The 19,329-nt window shown below is 60.1% G+C and carries 15 protein-coding genes and 1 other RNA gene; 7 read left to right on the forward strand and 9 right to left on the reverse strand.

Annotated elements, in window-relative coordinates; genetic code table 11:
- Positions 1–107 precede the first annotated feature (107 nt).
- Both rnpB and rpsA read right to left on the reverse strand, forming a co-directional pair.
- Positions 108–469: RNase P RNA component class A (gene rnpB, locus ABCP74_RS00350), an RNA gene on the reverse strand.
- 342 nt (positions 470–811) lie between these two features.
- Positions 812–1,978: a 30S ribosomal protein S1 gene (gene rpsA / locus ABCP74_RS00355; protein ID WP_022095232.1), complete on the reverse strand. Its 1,167-nt coding sequence runs from the start codon at positions 1,976–1,978 to the stop codon at positions 812–814.
- A gap of 315 nt (positions 1,979–2,293) precedes the next feature.
- On the opposite strand from rpsA, the gene ABCP74_RS00360 reads away from it, so the two are divergent.
- Positions 2,294–3,052 (forward strand): HAD family hydrolase, encoded by a 759-nt coding sequence (locus ABCP74_RS00360; protein WP_343001243.1) that lies wholly within the window; start codon positions 2,294–2,296, stop codon positions 3,050–3,052.
- On the opposite strand, the gene ABCP74_RS00365 is transcribed toward ABCP74_RS00360, so the two are convergent.
- Positions 3,049–4,368: an L-cysteine desulfidase family protein gene (locus ABCP74_RS00365; RefSeq protein ID WP_343001244.1), complete on the reverse strand. Its 1,320-nt coding sequence runs from the start codon at positions 4,366–4,368 to the stop codon at positions 3,049–3,051. The genes ABCP74_RS00360 and ABCP74_RS00365 overlap by 4 nt on opposite strands.
- 271 nt (positions 4,369–4,639) lie before the next feature.
- On the opposite strand from ABCP74_RS00365, the gene rpiB reads away from it, so the two are divergent.
- Complete coding sequence (gene rpiB, locus ABCP74_RS00370) at positions 4,640–5,107, forward strand: ribose 5-phosphate isomerase B (protein WP_006234151.1); 468 nt, start codon at positions 4,640–4,642, stop codon at positions 5,105–5,107.
- A 152-nt stretch (positions 5,108–5,259) separates the two neighbouring features.
- Here rpiB and ndk read toward each other — a convergent pair whose 3' ends face one another.
- The 4 genes from ndk to ABCP74_RS00390 form a co-directional block, all read right to left on the reverse strand.
- Positions 5,260–5,664: a nucleoside-diphosphate kinase gene (gene ndk, locus ABCP74_RS00375; protein WP_055251725.1), complete on the reverse strand. Its 405-nt coding sequence runs from the start codon at positions 5,662–5,664 to the stop codon at positions 5,260–5,262.
- 384 nt (positions 5,665–6,048) lie between these two features.
- Complete coding sequence (gene argH, locus ABCP74_RS00380) at positions 6,049–7,479, reverse strand: argininosuccinate lyase (protein ID WP_343001245.1); 1,431 nt, start codon at positions 7,477–7,479, stop codon at positions 6,049–6,051.
- Between the two features lie 118 nt (positions 7,480–7,597).
- Positions 7,598–7,768: a hypothetical protein gene (locus ABCP74_RS00385; RefSeq protein WP_161115562.1), complete on the reverse strand. Its 171-nt coding sequence runs from the start codon at positions 7,766–7,768 to the stop codon at positions 7,598–7,600.
- A 231-nt stretch (positions 7,769–7,999) separates the two neighbouring features.
- Complete coding sequence (locus ABCP74_RS00390; RefSeq protein WP_035138001.1) at positions 8,000–9,226, reverse strand: argininosuccinate synthase; 1,227 nt, start codon at positions 9,224–9,226, stop codon at positions 8,000–8,002.
- Between the two features lie 555 nt (positions 9,227–9,781).
- On the opposite strand from ABCP74_RS00390, the gene ABCP74_RS00395 reads away from it, so the two are divergent.
- Entirely contained in the window at positions 9,782–10,609 is an 828-nt protein-coding gene (locus ABCP74_RS00395) for a Cof-type HAD-IIB family hydrolase (protein WP_343001246.1), read from the forward strand.
- Positions 10,610–10,879: 270 nt separating this feature from the next.
- On the opposite strand, the gene polA is transcribed toward ABCP74_RS00395, so the two are convergent.
- Entirely contained in the window at positions 10,880–13,630 is a 2,751-nt protein-coding gene (gene polA / locus ABCP74_RS00400; protein WP_343001248.1) for a DNA polymerase I, read from the reverse strand.
- Positions 13,631–13,796: 166 nt separating this feature from the next.
- Between polA and ABCP74_RS00405 the strand changes: the two genes are divergently transcribed.
- The gene (locus ABCP74_RS00405; protein WP_343001249.1) at positions 13,797–15,194 is read left to right on the forward strand and encodes an aminopeptidase; all 1,398 of its coding nucleotides are present in this window, start codon (positions 13,797–13,799) and stop codon (positions 15,192–15,194) included.
- A gap of 101 nt (positions 15,195–15,295) precedes the next feature.
- The gene (locus ABCP74_RS00410) at positions 15,296–16,105 is read left to right on the forward strand and encodes a YaaA family protein (RefSeq protein ID WP_343001250.1); all 810 of its coding nucleotides are present in this window, start codon (positions 15,296–15,298) and stop codon (positions 16,103–16,105) included.
- 63 nt (positions 16,106–16,168) lie between these two features.
- On the opposite strand, the gene ABCP74_RS00415 is transcribed toward ABCP74_RS00410, so the two are convergent.
- Complete coding sequence (locus ABCP74_RS00415) at positions 16,169–16,690, reverse strand: hypothetical protein (RefSeq protein WP_343001251.1); 522 nt, start codon at positions 16,688–16,690, stop codon at positions 16,169–16,171.
- Between the two features lie 171 nt (positions 16,691–16,861).
- Here ABCP74_RS00415 and thiC point away from each other — a divergent pair, with 171 nt between their 5' ends.
- Together thiC and thiD are read left to right on the forward strand one after the other, a co-directional pair.
- The gene (thiC, locus tag ABCP74_RS00420) at positions 16,862–18,196 is read left to right on the forward strand and encodes a phosphomethylpyrimidine synthase ThiC (RefSeq protein WP_343001252.1); all 1,335 of its coding nucleotides are present in this window, start codon (positions 16,862–16,864) and stop codon (positions 18,194–18,196) included.
- 176 nt (positions 18,197–18,372) lie between these two features.
- A complete protein-coding gene (gene thiD / locus ABCP74_RS00425) occupies positions 18,373–19,203 on the forward strand; it encodes a bifunctional hydroxymethylpyrimidine kinase/phosphomethylpyrimidine kinase (protein ID WP_343001253.1) in 831 nt (276 codons plus the stop codon).
- Positions 19,204–19,329 lie beyond the last annotated feature (126 nt).

Consider the following 19,329-nt stretch of genomic DNA (forward strand, 5'->3'; position numbering starts at 1 on the left):
GTCAGCGCGAGCAAGGTGCCTTGAAAGACGAGGGCATTGACCTTATGGTCATGCCCGAAGGCTTGAAAGGCAGATTGCCGCGCTGACGGGTTCGCAGCGTCAACAAAGTGCCGAGTGGGCTTGTAAGCCGGGTTCTGTCGTGAACGGTCATTTATCTTGTCTGCACGTTACCATGCAGCTCCACGCACGCTACCCGAACGCGGACCGGGCCGGCCCATAGCGTTCCTATTCGCGCTTGCTCCGGATGGGGCTTGCCAAGCCGCCGTGTTGCCACGACGCTGGTGGTCTCTTACACCACCGTTTCAGCTTTTCCCTTTACGCCTTGCGGCGCAGGTGGGAGTCTTCTTTTCTGCGGCGCTTTCCGTCGGATCACTCCGCCCGGCCGTTAGCCGGCATCCCGCCCTCTGGAGCCCGGACTTTCCTCACGCGTGCTGCAAGCAGCACATCGCGCGACCGTCTGGCCCACTCAGCAGTGCAAGAGTGTAGCACACCGTTGCCGCAGGCAATGGCACAACACAAGCGTTCGACACGATAAACCAAGAACCGCGCTATGCAGTACAATAGAGTCGTCGATGGGCAACGTCGTCAGTCGAGACGCGACCGCGCTCCGCACCCCTCCGTCTACTCGGTGCGTTCCCGCCTCCTCCCCGAGGCGGGATGTCGGCATTTTTCATGCACCGACAACCCAATAGCCCGTGGACAGCCCGGGCAGCATTGCGCACGGGCAGCATCGCGTACCTCAGCAACAAATGCAAAAAGGGACCCGTCCATTGCGGACGGGTCCCTTAAAACAAGTGATCGTCAAACCGATTTACTCGGCGTCGGTCTCCTCGTCCTTCTTCTCGGAAGGCAGCGGGGTAACCTCGATCTCGACGCCCAGAGTCTCAGCAGCGGACTTCATGGACAGGGAGATACGACGACGGTCGAGGTCGATCTCCATGACCTTGACCTGAACCTTGTCGCCCACATGGGTGACCTGAGAAGGCTGATCGACGTGCTTGTTGGCCATCTCGGAGATGTGCACCAGGCCCTCGATGCCCTCGCCCAGGTCGACGAAAGCGCCGAACGGGACAAGCTTGGTCACAGTGCCCTCGACGATAGCGCCGACGGGGTACTTCTTGACCAGTGCGCGCCACGGATCCTCGGTGGTCTGCTTGAGACCCAGGGAGATGCGCTCGCGGTTGAGATCGACGTCGAGAACCTCGACCTCGACCTCCTGGCCGACCTTGACAACCTCGGAAGGATGGTTGACGTGGTTCCAGGAGAGCTCGGAGATGTGGATGAGGCCGTCGATACCGCCGAGGTCGACGAAGGCGCCGAAGTCGACGATGGAGGAAACGGTGCCCTGGAGACGCATACCAGACTTGAGCTTGGACAGGATCTCGGAGCGCTCGGCCTTACGGGACTCCTCGAGCACGACGCGACGGGAGAGGACGACGTTGTTGCGGTTGCGGTCCATCTCGATGACGCGGGCCTCGATGCGGGTGCCCATGTAGGAGGTGAGGTCCTTGACGCGACGGAGGTCGACGAGGGAAGCGGGCAGGAAGCCACGCAGGCCGATGTCGAGGATCAGGCCGCCCTTGACAACCTCGATAACCTCGCCCTCGACGTTCTCGCCGGAGTTGAACTTCTCCTCGATGCGGTTCCAAGCACGCTCGTACTCGGCACGCTTCTTGGACAGGACCAGACGACCGTCCTTGTCCTCCTTCTGGAGAACCAGAGCCTCGATGGGATCACCGAGTGCAACGATGTCTGCAGGGTTAGCGTCCTTGCGGATGGACAGCTCGCGGACCGGGATAACGCCCTCGGACTTGAATCCGATGTCAACGAGCACCTCGTCATGCTCGATCTTAACGACAGTGCCGTTAACGAGATCGCCCTCATCAAAGTCGGTAATCGTACCGTCGATGAGGTTGTTCATCTCCTCCTCATTGACATCGTCAAGAGAGAAAATGGACGAGTTCTGAATCTCACTCAAAGGTGGACCCCTTTCGAACTACGGGGCCCCGATTGCTAGGACCTACAGAAGGGTGCGACAAGCACACAACGTTTAGGAACACTCGGGAGCCGACAGATACTAATGTGACGCTTATGCAATCACGTTCGTATAGGTTACGGGGAAATGAGTTCGATTTCAAGCGTGAACTGCGATTTTTTACTCGTGTGGAGACTTTTTCGTAATCTTATGAACACACGTCTCCGCAACTTGACGATAACCAGCCAGGCATTCGGCTTTGGGGTAAAGTATCCGGAGCCAACGATTCTAGATCGATTTTTCGAGAAAGGTGCCCGCGTGCTCAAAGCAGTCGTTTTCGATATGGACGAGACGCTTCTCAGCATCAACCTCAACGCGTTCATCCTTCGCTATTTTAAGGATGTCTCTTCGATGCTCGCGGATATCGGCCGCCGCAGCCGCGGTGGCACGATGGCACGCCTCGGCACCATCTTGGTCGACCTCAACGCCAATCGCCGCAGCGGCACGGACAACCGCACCAATCTTGAGTTTTACCAAGAAGAGGTCGAGCGTCGATGCGGTATCCGCCTCTCCGATCCCATCATCTACGAGGCGTTTACCTACTATGATCGCGAAGTTCTTCCGTACAAGAACGACGATGTCATTAACGCACACGCCATGCCGGGCGCGCACGCCGCGCTCCAGGCCGTACAGAACGCTGGACTGCGTTGCGCGCTCTTTACCAACCCCAGCTTTCCCCAGGGGGCCATCGAGTGCCGCATGGGCTGGGGCGACCTGGCCGATGCTCCCTTTGAGCTCGTCACGCACATGGGAAACACCACCCGCTGCAAGCCCGATGCCACCTACTATCTAGAGCAGCTTCAGGTGATGGGGCTCGAGCCGCACGAGGTCCTTATGGTGGGCAACGATCCCAAACGCGACTTCCCCAGCCCCGCCTGCGGTATTCAAACCGCCTATGTTGGCCAAGGCAAGCCCAGCCGAGCCACCTGGCGCGGAACCATGGAAGACTTCGCCCGCGACTTTAACGCCGTAATCGAAGCCTTCTACGAACACCAAGTAGCCGACGAACTGTCCTAACAAACCTGGGTTTTGCCGATCATGATGTTGAGGATCTCGACATCGGTATCTTTCATACCTACACGGCCCACGTAGCCCATGCTGGCGATTGTCTGCTCGACGGTATCCTGGATCAGGCCCTCACCGGCGCGGAAGCCGCGGCCCTGCATGGCCATATCGTGGCCCAGAATCGCAGCATCGACGGCAGCCGAAATCTTGGCGGCGCAGCTTGCCTTGGCGCCATCGCACACGATGCCGCCCACGTTACCGAGCGTGTTCGAGACCGTCGCGCCAATCTGCTCACGCGTGCCACCGCACAGCCAGGTAATCGCGGCACCGGCACCGCATGCGGCGCAAATAGCACCGCAAAACGCCGAGAGCGCACCAATATAGCTCTTGATATGCACGGCGATCAGATCGGACAGCATCACGGCGCGCACCAGGCGCTCGTGGTCGCAGCGCAGGAACTCAGCATACTCCATAACGGGCAGTGCGCAGGTAATGCCCTGATTGCCCGAGCCGCACACAATGGCGACCGGCAACGCGCAGCCGTTCATGCGGGCGTCGGACCCGGCGGCTGCACGGGCGCGGGCACGGCAGGCGACGTCATCGGCACGAGCGCCCAACAGCGTACGGCCGACCTCGGCGCCCCAAGCGTGCGCCAGGCCCTCGGCACTAATCGCACCGTTCAGCTCAATCTGGCGCTCAACGGCAGCGCGGGCGTCCTCAATGTCACCGTCCTCGATAAAGTCGATGATGGTCTCGATCGACATGGGCGTGTTGGCGCTATCTACCGCGCGCTCGGCCACGACGCGCTCGGCGCAGGCGGCACACTCCCCCGCCGACTTGCCGCATACCGGAATACCGTCGAGCGTATGGCACGTGACGTTGGTGTGGTGGTCGGTGATCTCGACGACTGCGGTATGGCCTCCGGCCGTGGCAGTCACCTTGATGTAGAGGTTGGGCACACCCTCGACAAGCGACACACAGCAGTAGCCGGCGTCGGCGAGAAGCTCGGTCACGCGAGCACGGTCTTCATCGTCAACGCTCTCGAGCACCTCGAGCGCGCTCTTGGCGTCACCGCCCACGGCACCCAGCACGGCCGCCGCTTCAATACCGTGCATACCGCCCGAGTTGGGCACGGTCACGCTCTTAACGTTCTTGATGATATTGCCCGAGCAGGCAACGTCCATATGATCGGGTTCGCAACCGAGTGTCTGGCTCGCCAGCGCCGCTGCATAGGCAACGGCAATGGGCTCGGTGCAGCCGAGCGCGCAGACAAGCTCGCGGTTCAAGACATCGCAAAAAGCGGCATCACGGATGGAATCGGTAGGCATAGGTATCTCCTGCTTACATAACGAACTGGGCTCTCGATAATAGTTAACTCTTTTATTTGATAACAATGCATCAGAAACCGCAACCATGGTTCCGACGGACGGCGCTTAAGCGCAATCTGACGGCATTCATTCATGCGAAGCCGGTCTTGTTGCATGCTAAAGCGTTTGACCAAAAAACGCCCGAGCGTTTACACAAAAGTCGCGCTATCATGCAGTCGAACGCGGTAAAACCTTTAGCAATTCCGCCGCACGGACCAGAGAGGAACCACTCATGAAGATTGGTATCGGTAACGACCACGCCGCCGTCGAGCTCAAGAACATCATCTCCGAGCACCTGAAGGAGCGCGGCTGCGAGGTCGTGAACTTTGGCACCGACACCTCCGAGAGCTTCGATTACCCCATCGCCGGCTACAAGGTGGGTAAGGCCGTGGCCAACGGTGACGTCGACCTGGGTATCCTGATCTGCGGTACCGGCGTCGGCATCAGCCTGGCCGCCAACAAGGTCGAAGGTGTTCGCGCCGTCGTATGCTCCGAGCCCTTCAGCGCCAAGCTCTCCCGCATGCACAACAACACCAACGTGCTCGCCTTTGGCGCCCGCGTCGTGGGCTCCGAGCTCGCCAAGATGATTGTCGACGAGTGGCTCGACGCCGAGTTTGAGGGCGGTCGTCACGAGCGTCGCGTTAACCTCCTCAACGAGATCGACCACACGCGCGGCCTCAAGGTCGTCGACGAGGCCTAAACTACTCAGTGCCACAAGCTAACAGCAGGGGCCCGCTCGGAACTCATGTCCGAGCGGGCCCCTTCATAGATTTTGGAATAAAAAGGGCGCCGCGGATGGAATTCCGCAGCGCCCAAGCCACACGCTAACAGCTTTAAGGAGTCAAAGCTGGTTTAGCCAAAAAAGCGCTTGATCTCGATCTCGGCGTTCTCCAGGCAGTCGGAGCCGTGGATCACGTTGGCGTTGACATCGACAGCAAAGTCGCCGCGAATGGTGCCGGGGGCAGCATCAAGCGGGTTGGTAGCGCCCATAAGGGTGCGCATCTTGGAGACAGCGGAGAGACCGGAAACGACCATCTTGACGACCGGACCGCTCGTCATAAAGTCGCAGAGACCGCCAAAGAAGGGCTTGTCGGCCAGATGGGCGTAGTGCTCCTCGACGGTAGCGCGCTCGAGCGTGGTCATCTCCATGCGCTCGATGACAAGACCGCTGCGCTCAATGCGAGCAACGATCTCGCCGATCTTACGGTCGCGCACGGCGTCGGGCTTAATCATGATGAAGGTCTTCTCGATAGCCATAAGGTAGCCTTTCAAGTAGGTTCGCGCGTGCCCAAGTCCCATTCCGGCACCCGCCTGGACTGCATCGTAACAGAGTTTTAGCTGCAGTTAAACAAAAAGCTGTTTATTGAAACGCTGCAATTTATTAAAGCGCTCCATATGTGTCACTTCTGTTTCGAAGCCCGATTAGAGTACCATCCGACCGCCCATCAACCGCATCGAACAGAGCAGACGGTCGGTTGCCACCCGCGAACGTATCCCCTTCACAACCTGCCCAAAGGTCCTACAGAAGTTCTCGACAAGCCCCTCCCCCATAGCAACAAAATACGGGCGCCCGCAACAGAAGGCGCCCGTAAAAGCAAAACGATTTATCGATAAAAGGGCAATACGGCTTCAGCCAAACCCCTACTTTGCCCCGTGTCCCATCTCGACTACCTTGGTCAGCGATCCAAACGCGCCCTCGTCGGCCACGAGCTGTGACTCGGCACGCTGCAGCTGCGCGGCAACGGCGGCAGGAGCGGTGCCGCCCTCGGTCGTGCGCGCGGCGACAATCGACGGGATGTCGAGCGCCTCGGTAATGTCGCGCTCAAAGAGCGGGCTTGCCTCCTGGAACACCTCAAACGGCAGGTCCTCAAGATTACAGCCGTGCTTCTCGCACATCAGGACCAGATGCCCCACCACGGCATGTGCCTCGCGGAACGGCAGGCCACGCTTGGCCAGGTAATCGGCAACATCGGTGGCGGCAAGGTGTCCCACGCCGCACTCGCGCGCCATGGCATCCTCGTTGACGGTCCAAGTCGAAATCATTCCGGCCATAACGGACAGACACTGCATGAGCGTATGGGCGGTATCGAGCGCGCCCTCCTTGTCCTCCTGCAAGTCCTTGTTATAGGCGAGCGGCAAGCCCTTCATGGTCACGAGCAACTGCACCAGGTTGCCGTACACGCGACCGCTCTTGCCGCGGATAAGCTCGGCAAAGTCGGGGTTCTTCTTCTGCGGCATGATAGACGAGCCGGTGGAGTAAGAGTCTGAAAGCGTGATAAAGCCAAATTCGGAGCTCGACCACAGCACGATCTCCTCGGAAAGACGCGACAGGTGCATGGCCATGACGGAGCCGGCGTAATGCAGGTCGAGCAGGAAATCACGGTCAGAAACCGCATCGAGCGAGTTGGGAATCACGCCCGCAAAGCCAAGTTCGGCAGCCGTCATCTGGCGATCGAGCGGATAGCTCGTGCCGGCAAGCGCGGCAGCACCCAGTGGACAGTTGTCGGCGGCATCAAAGGCGGCCTTCAGGCGCGTAAAGTCACGCGCGAACATCCAGGAATATGCCAGCAGATGATGCGACAGCAGCACGGGCTGAGCGTGCTGCATATGCGTGTAGCCCGGCAGAATCACCTTGTCGTACTTCTTGGCCGCATCCACCAGCACATGGCGCAGCTCAAGATTGGCCTCCATGAGCTCCTTGGCAAGCGCCTTGACGCCCAGGCGCGTATCGGTCGCCACCTGGTCGTTGCGCGAACGCCCGGTATGCAAGCGCTTACCGGCCTCACCGATGCGACGCGTCAGCTCGCTCTCGATGGACATATGGATGTCCTCGTCGTTGATATCGAAGGTAAAGTTGCCGGCATCGATATCCTGTTCGATTCCGGTCAGGCCCTCGGCGATCGCCTGCTCGTCCTCGGCACTGATGATGCCCTGGGCGGCCAGCATCTTGGCATGCGCCTTAGAGCCAGCGATATCCTGCTTATAGAGATGCTTGTCGACCGGCAACGACGCGCCAAACTCCTGCGTGACCTCGGCCACGCCCGCCTCAAAACGACCGCCCCAAAGAGCCATGGAACCGTCTCCTTTCTCCAAATACCAAAACAAGCGCCCAAAGCAATGCGCCATATCGCTAAAGCGATTTTTCAACCGCTAGTTTTGCATATTCCCCACCGTGCGCGAGGCCATATAGCTAATTTGCAAAGAAGTGACGCACCATGCACTTGGCGCCCAACGTCTCCCTCCGGATGTTGCCCTGCGAACCGTCAATCCAAGCCTTCAGGCTCATAGGGACGTCCTCGACCTTTGCAGCATCGAGCTCGGGCGCGAGGGCAAGTAAAGCATGCACGACAGCATTGAACATAATGGATACTCCTCATATATAGGCGCAGAGCCGCCAAATTGATAGAAGGAGCCCCGCCGGACAACCCCGGCGGGGCTCGGACTCAGCCGCAGTCGCGGCGTCATATATGCGGGCGGAACGTAGGGGCCACCGATGTTAAGAAGTGTCAGCAAGCATAACGAAAGGTAGGGACCCCATGCGCCCGTTATGTATCACGCGGATGGGCCGCGCGGATACCAAGGAAAGGAAGACTTAAGCCTGGGCAGCGGCAGAGCTGGGACCCTGGACCTTGGCCCACGTCTTGAGCGACAGCGTATCGATCTCGATAAAGCCGGCGCTGGCTTTCTCATCAAACGTGGTGTCGCGGTCGTAGGTGGCCAGGCCGTAGTCGTAGAGGCTGAAGGGGCTCTTGCGGCCGACGACATGGCAGTTGCCCTTAAAGAACTTCAGACGGACGGTGCCGGTCACGAACTTCTGGGTGTCGGCCATAAAGGCGTCGAGCGCGTTTTTGAGCGGGCTGTACCACTGGCCGTTGTACACGGCGGTGGCCCAATCCTGCTCGAGCTTAATCTTAGTCTTGAGCAGGTCGCCCTCGACGCAAATGTCCTCGAGCGCCTTGTGGGCGGTGATGAGCGTCAGGGCTCCGGGAACCTCATAGCACTCGCGGCTCTTGAGGCCCACCAGACGATCCTCAACCAGGTCGAGACGGCCAAAGCCGTTGTCTCCCGAAATCTTGTTGAGGGCGATGACGATCTCGGAGAGTTTCATCTTCTTGCCGTCGACGGCGACGGGCTTGCCGGCCTCAAACTCAATCTCGGTATACGTCGGGGTGTCCGGCGTGTCCTCCGGATTCTTGGTCATAACCCAAGCGTCGTCGAGCGGCTCGTTCCAGGGATCCTCCAGGTGGCCGCACTCAATGGCACGACCCCACAGGTTGTCGTCGATGGAATAGGGGTTGTCGTTGGCACCCTCGGGAACCGGCACGTTATGGGCGTGAGCGTAGGCGACCTCGTCGGGACGGCACTTCAGATCCCACTCGCGAACCGGAGCGATAACCTTAAGCTCGGGGTCGAGGGCCTTGACGGCAGCCTCAAAACGGACCTGGTCGTTACCCTTGCCGGTGCAGCCGTGGGCGACGTAGGTCGCGCCAAACTCGTGAGCGACCTCGACAAGCTTCTTGGCGAGCAGCGGGCGAGACAGGGCGGAGAGCAGCGGATACTTGTTCTCGTACATGGAATTTGCGGCGATGGCCTTAGTCAGGAACTCATCGGAGAACTCGTCGCGCAGGTCGAGCACCTGGCAATCAAGAACGCCCAGGTCGAGCGCCTTCTGCTTCTTTGCATCCAGGCCGGTCTCCTCCTGGCCCACGTTGCCGCAAACGCAAACGACATCGAGATTCTTCTCGTCTTGGAGCCACTTGACACATACGGATGTATCAAGACCACCGGAATATGCGAGAACGACTTTTTCCTTGCTCATGGCTGTTTCCTTTCGCCCTTGGTAGCTAGTTAGAAAATCGGTCAGTTGCAAGTCATTTCGAGGTCAAAAACCGTGTGATATCAGGTTAAATAGCAATAATCAGCACATACATGCCCTAGAAACATGCAGCAATGTCGTGCTAAAACCCAACGACCTCAAAATGACTCTGTTGAGGCAATTCGCCCCATGCGGACAGAGACGATTGTTATCGTCGTCGGGAAATTGCGCGCTGGCGTCGGATGGCATTGTCTGCAGTAGTGATGATCTTTACGAACTGCATCTGCCTCTCCTTTCACCTATCGCCGGGCGCAATTCTAATATCGTAAACGGTACCTTTTCCTCGGTAAGCGGTTGTTTTTTCCGTCTCCGTTTTCGATGGTCGCTATATTACGCTAAAGTGCCCGCGGCACAAGCGACAACTTCAAATTTCTGAAAAGTTTTTTCATTACTTTGTGAATGGTGATGCAAACGCGCGCCAATCCTGCGAAAATACGCCCGACTACGAGTTAATGGTTATAACGTCTGAAACAATCTCGAAACGAAAGGCTCGCTTTTATGCAAACTTACGAATCGGACACCAATATCGGAAACATTAAGCTCATTGCCGTCGACATGGACAAGACGCTACTGACCGACGAGCGCGTTCTGCCTCAGGGCCTCGACGAGCGCCTAGACAAGCTCGCCGAGGCTGGCATCGTGTTCTGCCCCGCCAGCGGACGACCCGCCCCAAAACTCGAGGAGATGTTTGAGGACATCAAGAGCCGCATCGCTTTTTGCCCCGATAACGGCGCATGCGTGATATATCGCGGCAACTACATCTATAAGAGCACTATCGATGTGGCGCTGTATCAGCAGGTCTTGAGCCGCGCCTCGGAGGATCCGCGCGCCGTCCCCGTCCTGTGCTGCTTCGACGAGTTCTACGTACTTGCCCGCGACCATCAATACCACGACGAGATCAGCGTCTACTACAACACAATCAACTACGTCGATAGCTTTGAGGGCCTTGACGTCGAATCCAACAAGATTTCGATCTTCTTCCCCGCCTACGATGCCGAGCCAGCGTTTCGCGAGGACTACAGCCCTGCATTCTCGGATCAGCTCTACGTCACCAATGCTGGCCGCGAGTGGATCGACTTTATGAATCTGGGCGTCGACAAGGGGTCGGGCGTCGCGCACCTGTGCGAGCAGCTCGGCATCGATATCGCCGACGCCGCCGCCGTGGGCGATACGTACAACGACATTCCCATGCTGGAGCGCGTCGGGCATAGCTTTATCGTGGACAATGCCGAGGAGCACATGAACGCGCACGCCAAGTGGCGCATTCCGAGCAACAACGACGGGGGCGTACTGACGCTCATCGACGCTATCTTGGCGGCTCGTTAAACTCGTCGCCATGCCCGGGGCCGGCCGTTTGATTTTTGCTCGGTCAGGTCCTGGGCTCGCTCGAAGGCCACATTAAGTGGCCTTCGGCTCGTGCGGAATCTACAAAAATCAAACGGCCGGCCCCGGGCATGGCTACGTTGACTTGTTTGCCGCCTAGATGGCGTCTTGGCGTCTAGATACTTTGGCTGAATTTAATTGAATGAAGGGGGCTCCTTGTTGTCAAGGAGCCCCCTTCTGCTTTTGGTTTACTTTGGAATTGTGGGTGTGCCCTTACTTGGCATCTGCCCAGGTCACTCCAGTCGAAGCTTCGGCGATGAGGGGTACGCGTAGGTCTACGACGTGTTCCATGACGTCGCGGACCATAGCTGTAAGGCGCTCGACTTCGTTGATGGGGCACTCAAAGTCCAGTTCGTCGTGCACCTGCAAGATCATGTGGGCGGCAAAGCCTTCTTCTTCCAGACGGCGGCTTACGCGGGCCATCGCAATCTTGATGATGTCGGCGGCTGTGCCCTGCATGGGGTGGTTCATGGCCGTGCGCTCGCCAAAGCCGCGGAGTTGCGGATTTTTAGCCTTGAGCTCCGGAATATGGCGACGGCGGCCGTACATGGTCTCGGCGTAGCCCGTCTGCTTGGCACGTGCCACCACGTTGTCTAGGAACGTACGCACGCCCGGGTAGGCCTCGTAGTAGCGGTCGATCATGTCGCGCGCCTCGGCCATCGAGATATGCAGCGACTGCGACAGACCGTAGGCCTGCTGACCATACACGATGCCAAAGTTCACGGCCTTGGCGCGACTGCGCAAGTCGGGCGTTACCTCGGACACCGGCACGCCAAACACGCGCGCGGCCGTCTCGGCATGGAAGTCCTCGCCCTCGTTAAAGGCGCGCACCAGGTGCTCGTCACCCGAGAGATGTGCCAGCAGACGCAGCTCGATCTGCGAGTAGTCCACCGCCAAAAAGACGCTGCCCTCGCCTGCCGAAAACGCCGTCTTGACGGTACGCCCCAGCTCCGAGCGCGTCGGGATGTTCTGCAGGTTCGGGTCGCTCGAGGACAGGCGACCCGTTGCCGTGATGGTCTGGTTGTACGTGGTGTGTACGCGACCGTCACCGCGGCGTAGCGGGCCCAGCGTGTCCAGATAGGTGGACTTGATCTTAGACTTCTCACGCCAGTCCAAGATCAGACGCACGATTTCGTGGTCACGCGCAAGGTCACTCAGCACCTTGGCGTTGGTCGAATAGTAGCCGCGCTTGGTCTTTTTGAGGCCCTTGGTCGGAAGCCCCATAACGTCAAACAGCACATGCGAGAGCTGCATGGGGCTGCCGATGTTAAAGGTCTCGTCGCCTGCCAGGTCGCGAATGCTGCGCTCGACCTCGGTAATCTGGGTCGCCAGGCCCTCGGACAGATTGCGCAGGCGGTCGGGATCCACGAGCATGCCCGCGCGCTCCATCTTGGCAAGCACCGGCACGAGCGGCATCTCGATGCCGTCGAACACGTTGGCGGCGTTCTCGCGGGCCATGCGGTCGCGCAGCGGTGCGACCAGCGCCAGCGTCAAGGCCGCCGTGCGAGCGGCGGGCGCAGGAGCGTCCTCGCCGGCACCCTCTGCACCGCGCGCCGCGGGCAGCGCCATCTGCAGATAGGTATCGGCCAGATACGCCTCGTCAAACTCGGAGCGGTCGGAATCCAACAGGTAGGCGGCGACCACGGTGTCGAAGATGCGCGTGGAATCGACTGTCAGCGGATCCATGAGCTCGGACTCGGAAGAATCGATGGGCGAAAGCTCGTGCAGCAGCGCCTTCATGTCCGGGCTCGCCACGCGGCCCTCCATAAACAGGCGCGCAAGCACGCCGGCAATGACGCCGTGGGCGAAGTTGAAGCCATCGACTACGGCAGTGGTACCGCCGTCGCCCTCCTCAAGCGCAAGCAGCCCCTTGGACGTCGCCAGCCACAGCGTACGCGTCAGGCCAAAGAGCGCACCCTCCTCCTTGTCATCGTCCACCACGGCGGCAATCCACTCGCCCGCCTCGATCGCACGAGTAACCTCGGCGGCAACGGCAGCGAGCGCCTCGGCATCGCCGGCGGCAGCGCGCATAACGGGGGGAATCTCAAACGCGCTGGCGGTGACCGCAGCCCCACCCTCGCCACCGATGAGCGACAAGAAACGGTTCTGCATGGCCGTAATGCCGAGCGTGCCCAGCGCCGCGGAGACTTCGTCGGCAGAAAACGCCGGGAAGGACGTTTCGTCAAAGTCGAGCTCGACGGGCGCATCGGTGCGAATGGTTGCGACCTTGCGGCTCAGCAGGGCATCGTCGATGTGCGCACGCAGGTTCTCGCCCATCTTGCCCTTGACTTCATCGGCATGCGCGATGACCTCGTCCAGGCTGCCGTACTGCGCGATGAGCGCGCTCGCCTTTTTGGGGCCGATGCCCGGTACGCCGGGAATGTTGTCCGACGTATCGCCCTTCAGACCGTAGAAATCGGGCACGAGCGCCGGCGTAATGCCGTGATACAGGTCATCCACGCTCTCGGGCGTCATAATCGCCACGTCGGACAGGCCCTTGCGGGTCGAGACCACGTTGACGTGCTCGGTCACGAGCTGATACATGTCGCGGTCGCCGGTCACCAGCAGCATGTCGCAGCCGGCTTCCTCACCTAGGCGAGCCATAGTGCCCAGGATATCGTCGCCTTCCCAGCCCTCGGACTGCAGAATCGGCACGTTGAGCGCCGTGAGCAGCTCCTTAATCATCGGAAACTGCGCGTGCAGATCGGGGTCCATGGGCGGGCGCTGCGCCTTATACTGCGGCAGCATCTCCATGCGCACGCGCGGCTTGCCCTTGTCAAACGCCACGACCACACCGTCGGGGTTAAAGGCGTCGATCATCTTGAGAAACATGTTCAGAAAGCCAAAGATCGCGTTGGTGGGGCGACCGTCCGGCGCGTTCATGGTCGGCGGCACGGCGTGGAAGGCGCGGTGCATGAGCGAGTTGCCGTCGATAACGGCAAAGGTGCGGCGCTTGTCAGACATATTGAATACCTCGCTTTGGGCTGGGCACGGTTTGCTCACTCCAGTTTACACGCTCCCCGCCCCGAGACCACCGCACATCAAGCTCCCCCGCCACCGTAAGCCTACGCGTGATACGATGGCTCACGGTACATCAACCAGCACGATCGATCCGAAAGGAGCCTGCGTCATGGAGCGTCCCTGCGCATGGAAAAAGTACACGCCACAGCAAATCGAGGAGCTCGAGGAGCTTTGCCGCGGCTATAAGCAGTTTTTGAGCGAGAACAAGACCGAGCGCCTGTGCGTCAAAACCGGCATCAAGATGGCCGAGGAGGCGGGCTACGTCGACCTGGAGACCGTGATCGCCGAAGGCCGCGAGCTCAAGGCAGGCGACAAGGTGTACGCCGCCAACCACGGCAAGGACCTTATGCTCGTCAACCTGGGCACCGCCCCGCTCGAGCAGGGCTTTAACATCCTGGGCGCCCACGTGGACTCGCCGCGCCTGGACCTCAAGCAGAATCCCGCCTTCGAGGCCGGCGACATGGCCTACCTCGACACGCACTACTACGGCGGCGTCAAGAGCTACCACTGGGTAGCCTCCCCGCTCGCACTCGTAGGCGTCATCTGCAAAAAGGACGGCACCACCGTCGACATCAACATCGGCGACAAGGCGGATGACCCGGTCTTTACCATCTCCGACCTGCTGATTCACCTCTCGAGTGAGCAGATGTCCAAGCCTGCCAAGGACGCCGTCGATGCCGAGATCCTCGACGTGATCGTGGGCGGCCGTCCCGTCAAGTTTGACGAGGACGACAAGGACGCTCCCAAGGAGCCCGTCAAGCAGATGTTCCTGGACATCCTCAAGGAACAGTACGACGTCGAGGAGGAGGACTTCCTCTCCGCCGAGATCGAGGTCGTGCCCGCCGGCCCCGCCCGCGACATGGGCCTCGACCGTTCCATGATTTTGGGCTATGGCCACGACGACCGCGTCTGCGCCTACCCCTCCATGCTCGCCCAGATCAATGTGGCCAATGTCGAGCGCACGAGCATCACGCTCATCGTCGACAAGGAGGAGATCGGCTCCGTGGGTGCCACCGGTATGACGAGCCGCTTCTTCGAGAACACCGTCGCCGAGATCATGACGCTCGCCGGTGAGGACAGCCCGCTGGCCCTTCGCCGCGCGCTCGCCCGCAGCCGCATGCTCTCCTCTGACGTGTCCGCCGGCTTCGACCCGGGCTATGCCGGCAAGTTCGAGACCAAGAACGCAGCCTTCATGGGTCGCGGCCTGTGCTTCAACAAGTACACGGGCAGCCGCGGCAAGGGCGGCTCCAACGACGCCGACGCCGAGTACGTGGCCCTCGTCCGCGACATCATGGACGAGGCGGGCGTGGACTTCCAGACCTGCGAGCTCGGCCGCGTCAATGCGGGCGGCGGCGGCACCATCGCCTACATCATGGCCAAGTACGGCATGAACGTCATCGACTCCGGCGTTGCCGTCCTGTCCATGCACGCCCTGTGGGAGGTCGCTAACAAGGCCGATATCTACGAGGCCTACCGCGGCTACAAGGCCTTCCTCGAGCGCGCCTAACCAACCCTTGTAACTTGCGGTGAAATACGGATTCATCAGGGCTTCCAACGGGGAAAGCGGTCTGTATTTCACCGCAACTTTTTTAGCGGGAGGAGGATTCCGTGCTACGGGTCGTCATTTCGCCCGCCAAACAGATGCGGACAGCTCAAGATGCCTTTGACGTTTTGGGCATACCGCCTTTTGCACATCAGACGGCCCGGCTCCATCAGGCACTGCTAGGCATCGAACGCGAGGATGGCGCAGCAGGTCTTCAGGCCCTTTGGAACGTGAGCGACAGGCTGCTTACAACGTGCCTGGATACGCTTCACGAATTTATGCCCGTCCTGAGCGATGCCGACCTCGCCGATCCCGATATCGCGCGCCGAATCTCCCCCGCCGTCATGTCCTACCACGGCATCCAATACCAAAGCATGGCGCCCGAGGTCATGGATGCTGCACAGCTCGACTGGCTGCAAAACCATCTCTGGATCCTCTCCGGATTGTACGGATGCGTGCGGCCTTTCCATGGCGTTGAGCCCTATCGGCTCGAAATGGGAGCCAAGCTCGCCGTCGACAACGCCCGTGACCTCTATGCGTTTTGGGGCGACAAACTTGCATGCGCCATTGCGCCGACCGGCTCCAACACCACGGTCGTCAACCTTGCCAGCGCGGAGTACGCCAAGGCCGTTCTGCCCCATCTCGCAGGCGACGCCACAACCGTCACTTGTCTCTTTGGCGAAGGTGTCCGCAACGGCAAGCCCATCCAGCGCTCGACCGCCAGCAAAAAGGCGCGCGGCTCCATGGTGCGCTGGATGGCAGAAAACAAGCTCGAGGACGCCGCCGGTCTTACCGAGTTCAACCTTGGCTACCGCTATGTCCCCGAGCTCTCGTCCCCAGACAGCCTGGCCTTCATCAACGAGCAGGCATTCTAGAAGCCTGTCGCTAGCGCCGAACTCAACCTCGGCATGCTTTCATGGCATTCGGTGAACACCCCACTATTCCGCCAGACCGTCGGCCTTGGCGATCTCGCTCGTCGAGCCATCTTGGTAGGCAACCTTAACGTGCTCTACCTCGGACACCGCAACACCCGATGGAGGCTCCAAGCGCCATTCCGTCAGGGCGATATCCATGGTCGTGGGCACATCTCCTTGATCTTTGAGCTTCACCGTCAGCGTTTTGAGCGCCGTGTCAAACGTCACGCGTTCGATTTCTTCACCTGGAATGGACCCACCACTCAGCTGCAACTGCACAAACTCATCGCGCGGGTACCAATAATCGCCCGGAATGGCGAGCGTATTGGCATTACCGCCGGTACTCCTCACCGTCATAATCGGTAGGCCATCATCAGCCTCGAACTCCCATACAGCGCCGCCACGACCACCAAACGTCCAGATACAACAGGCAATCACCATCACGACAAGGATCGCAAAACCGATTGCGACTAGCCCATGATGGGCACGGCCCTCCTCGGCCGACACGTCCCACTGTGTCTCTCGATATAGATGCTTGTCTTCCATGTTCGCCTCCCCACGGGCATGCTCATCGCGTCAATCGTACCCATTCGAGCTATACTTGAGCCCACCACATAAACGGGGAGCTTGCAGGACAAGACGGCAGGCTGAGACTGGGCGCGCCCGCCCTGACCCGCAAACCTGATATGGGTAATGCCAACGAAGGGAGCCGTGCCAATGAGCACACAGACCGAGCCCAAGCTCGTCACGCAAATCGACTTCGCCCGCGCCGGGCAGATCACACCTCAGATGAAAGAGGTCGCCGAGCGCGAGCATCGCGACCCCGAGTACATCCGCGAGCGCGTGGCAGACGGCCGCATCGCCATTCCCGCCAACATCGTGCATATCAAAAAGGGGATGCGCGCCTTTGGTGTCGGCGAGGGCCTGTCCACCAAGGTCAACGTGAACTTGGGCATCTCGGGCGACAAGGCCGATGCCGCCGAGGAATGGAAGAAGGTCAAGATCGCCGAGGACTTTGGCGCCGACGCCATCATGGACCTCTCCAACTCGGGCAAGACGCGCCAGTTCCGCCAGCAGCTCATCGACGAGACGCCGCTTATGGTGGGCACCGTCCCCATGTACGACGCCATCGGCTACATGGAAAAGCCGCTGGTCAAGCTCACCAAGGACGACCTGCTCGAGGTCGTTCGCGCGCACGCCGAGGACGGCGTGGACTTCATGACCATCCACTGCGGCATCAACAAGTCGGTCATCGAGACCTTTAAGGAGACCGGCCGCCTCATGAACATCGTCAGCCGCGGCGGCTCGCTGCTGTTTGGCTGGATGGAGGTCACCGGTAACGAGAACCCGTTCTATGAGTTCTACGACGAGCTGCTCGAAATCTGCCACGAGTACGACGTGACGATCTCGCTCGGCGACTCCTGCCGCCCGGGCTGCCTCTACGACTCCAACGATGCAACCGAGACCGCCGAGATGATCGAGCTGGGCAAGCTGTGCAAGCGCGCTTGGGCCGCCGGCGTCCAGGTTATGGTCGAGGGCCCGGGCCACATGGCGCTCGACGAGATCGCCGCCAACATGAAACTGCAGAAGCGCCTGTGCCACAACGCCCCGTTCTATGTGCTCGGGCCGCTGGTGACCGATATCGGCGTGGGCTACGACCACATCACCGCTGCCATCGGCGGCGCCATCTCCGCCAGCTCCGGTGCCGACTTCCTGTGCTACGTGACGCCGGCCGAGCACCTGTGCCTGCCCAACGCCCAGGACGTGCTCGATGGCCTCATGGCCACCAAGATCGCCGCACACGCCGCCGACATCGCCAAGAAGGTGCCGCACGCCCGCGACATGGACGACAAGATGGGCCAGGCACGCCGTAAGCTCGACTGGGACGCCATGTGGAAGTGCGCGCTCGACCCGGTCACCGGCAAGAAGCGCTACGAGGAATCCCCCGCCGCCACCGAGGGCACCTGCACCATGTGTGGCAAGATGTGCGCCGTCCGCACCGTCAACAAGGTGTTCGAAGGCACGACGATCGACCTCGGTATGGAGGACTAACGCGTCACCGAAGCCACAATCGGTAACAAGGTGTTCGTCAATTGTTGACGTGTGAACATTTTCTTACATTTGCGTAAAGATTGCACCACCCGCCCGGGATCGGCATACAGCCGGCCCGGGCACTTTATAATGCAGGCAGAAGACCCATTTGAATCCGACCGAACAAGGGAGCGAACATGGATCGCAGTAAGGTACCCGCCGTTCTATCCATCGCAGGATCCGATTCCAGCGGTGGCGCCGGCATTCAGGCCGACATCAAGACCGTCACGGCGCACCACCTGTATGCCGAGACGACCATCACAGCCATCACCGCACAGAACACCCTGGGCGTCACCGCCGTGCAGAACATCTCTCCGGATATTGTCGCGGCGCAGATCAATGCCGTTTTTGACGATATCCGCCCCAGCGCCGTCAAGATCGGCATGGTTTCCTCTGCCGAGATTATCGAGGTTATCGCCGACCGCCTGAGCGCCTGGGACGCAAAAAATATCGTCGTCGACCCCGTCATGGTCGCCACCTCGGGCGCTCGTCTGATCGCAGAGGACGCCGCCGAAGCGCTTACACGCCGCCTGTTCCCGCTGGCGACCGTCATCACGCCCAATATTCCCGAGGCCATGGCACTGCTCGATTACGAGGTCGATTCCGAGCGCACGCAGCAAAATGCCGCCATGCTTCTCACCCGTCGCTTTGGCTGCGCGTCTCTCGTTAAGGGCGGGCATTTTGTCAACGAGGCCAACGATGTGCTAGCAGAGCCCGCGCCGCTCGATGACGAGGGCAACCATCTGGGCGATCCGCTCACCACGTGGTTCCGCCACAAGCGCATCGAGACCGGCAACACGCACGGTACTGGCTGTACGCTTTCGTCCGCCATCGCCTGCGCGCTGGCCCAGGGCATGGATCTTGCCGATGCCGTCAACGCCGGCAAGGCCTACCTAACGGGCGCTCTCGCCGCTGGCTTTGACATGGGCAAAGGCTCCGGCCCCGTCAACCACATGTGGCAATACTAAGCCCCATCCCAAACCGCCACAAAGGGGACAGGCACCTTTGTGGCGGTTCCCGCAAACATCTCGATCTGTAACAGTTAGAGTCCATTTTTCGGCCCACCTGTTACAGATTGAGACATTCAAATTCCG

The organism is Collinsella aerofaciens (assembly GCF_039062315.1).
GTDB classification, from domain to species: domain Bacteria; phylum Actinomycetota; class Coriobacteriia; order Coriobacteriales; family Coriobacteriaceae; genus Collinsella; species Collinsella aerofaciens_BG.

Excerpts from the sequence above, each read along its gene's own strand:
- ABCP74_RS00405 (WP_343001249.1), top strand. The coding sequence starts at position 13,797 with ATGGAGCGTCCCTGCGCATGGAAAAAGTACACGCCACAGCAAATCGAG.
- ABCP74_RS00390 (WP_035138001.1), bottom strand. The coding sequence starts at position 9,226 with ATGAGCAAGGAAAAAGTCGTTCTCGCATATTCCGGTGGTCTTGATACA.
- ABCP74_RS00395 (WP_343001246.1), top strand. The coding sequence starts at position 9,782 with ATGCAAACTTACGAATCGGACACCAATATCGGAAACATTAAGCTCATT.
- thiC (WP_343001252.1), top strand. The coding sequence starts at position 16,862 with ATGAGCACACAGACCGAGCCCAAGCTCGTCACGCAAATCGACTTCGCC.
- ABCP74_RS00365 (WP_343001244.1), bottom strand. The coding sequence starts at position 4,368 with ATGCCTACCGATTCCATCCGTGATGCCGCTTTTTGCGATGTCTTGAAC.
- ABCP74_RS00385 (WP_161115562.1), bottom strand. The coding sequence starts at position 7,768 with ATGTTCAATGCTGTCGTGCATGCTTTACTTGCCCTCGCGCCCGAGCTC.
- thiD (WP_343001253.1), top strand. The coding sequence starts at position 18,373 with ATGGATCGCAGTAAGGTACCCGCCGTTCTATCCATCGCAGGATCCGAT.
- rpiB (WP_006234151.1), top strand. The coding sequence starts at position 4,640 with ATGAAGATTGGTATCGGTAACGACCACGCCGCCGTCGAGCTCAAGAAC.
- argH (WP_343001245.1), bottom strand. The coding sequence starts at position 7,479 with ATGGCTCTTTGGGGCGGTCGTTTTGAGGCGGGCGTGGCCGAGGTCACG.
- ABCP74_RS00415 (WP_343001251.1), bottom strand. The coding sequence starts at position 16,690 with ATGGAAGACAAGCATCTATATCGAGAGACACAGTGGGACGTGTCGGCC.
- polA (WP_343001248.1), bottom strand. The coding sequence starts at position 13,630 with ATGTCTGACAAGCGCCGCACCTTTGCCGTTATCGACGGCAACTCGCTC.
- ndk (WP_055251725.1), bottom strand. The coding sequence starts at position 5,664 with ATGGCTATCGAGAAGACCTTCATCATGATTAAGCCCGACGCCGTGCGC.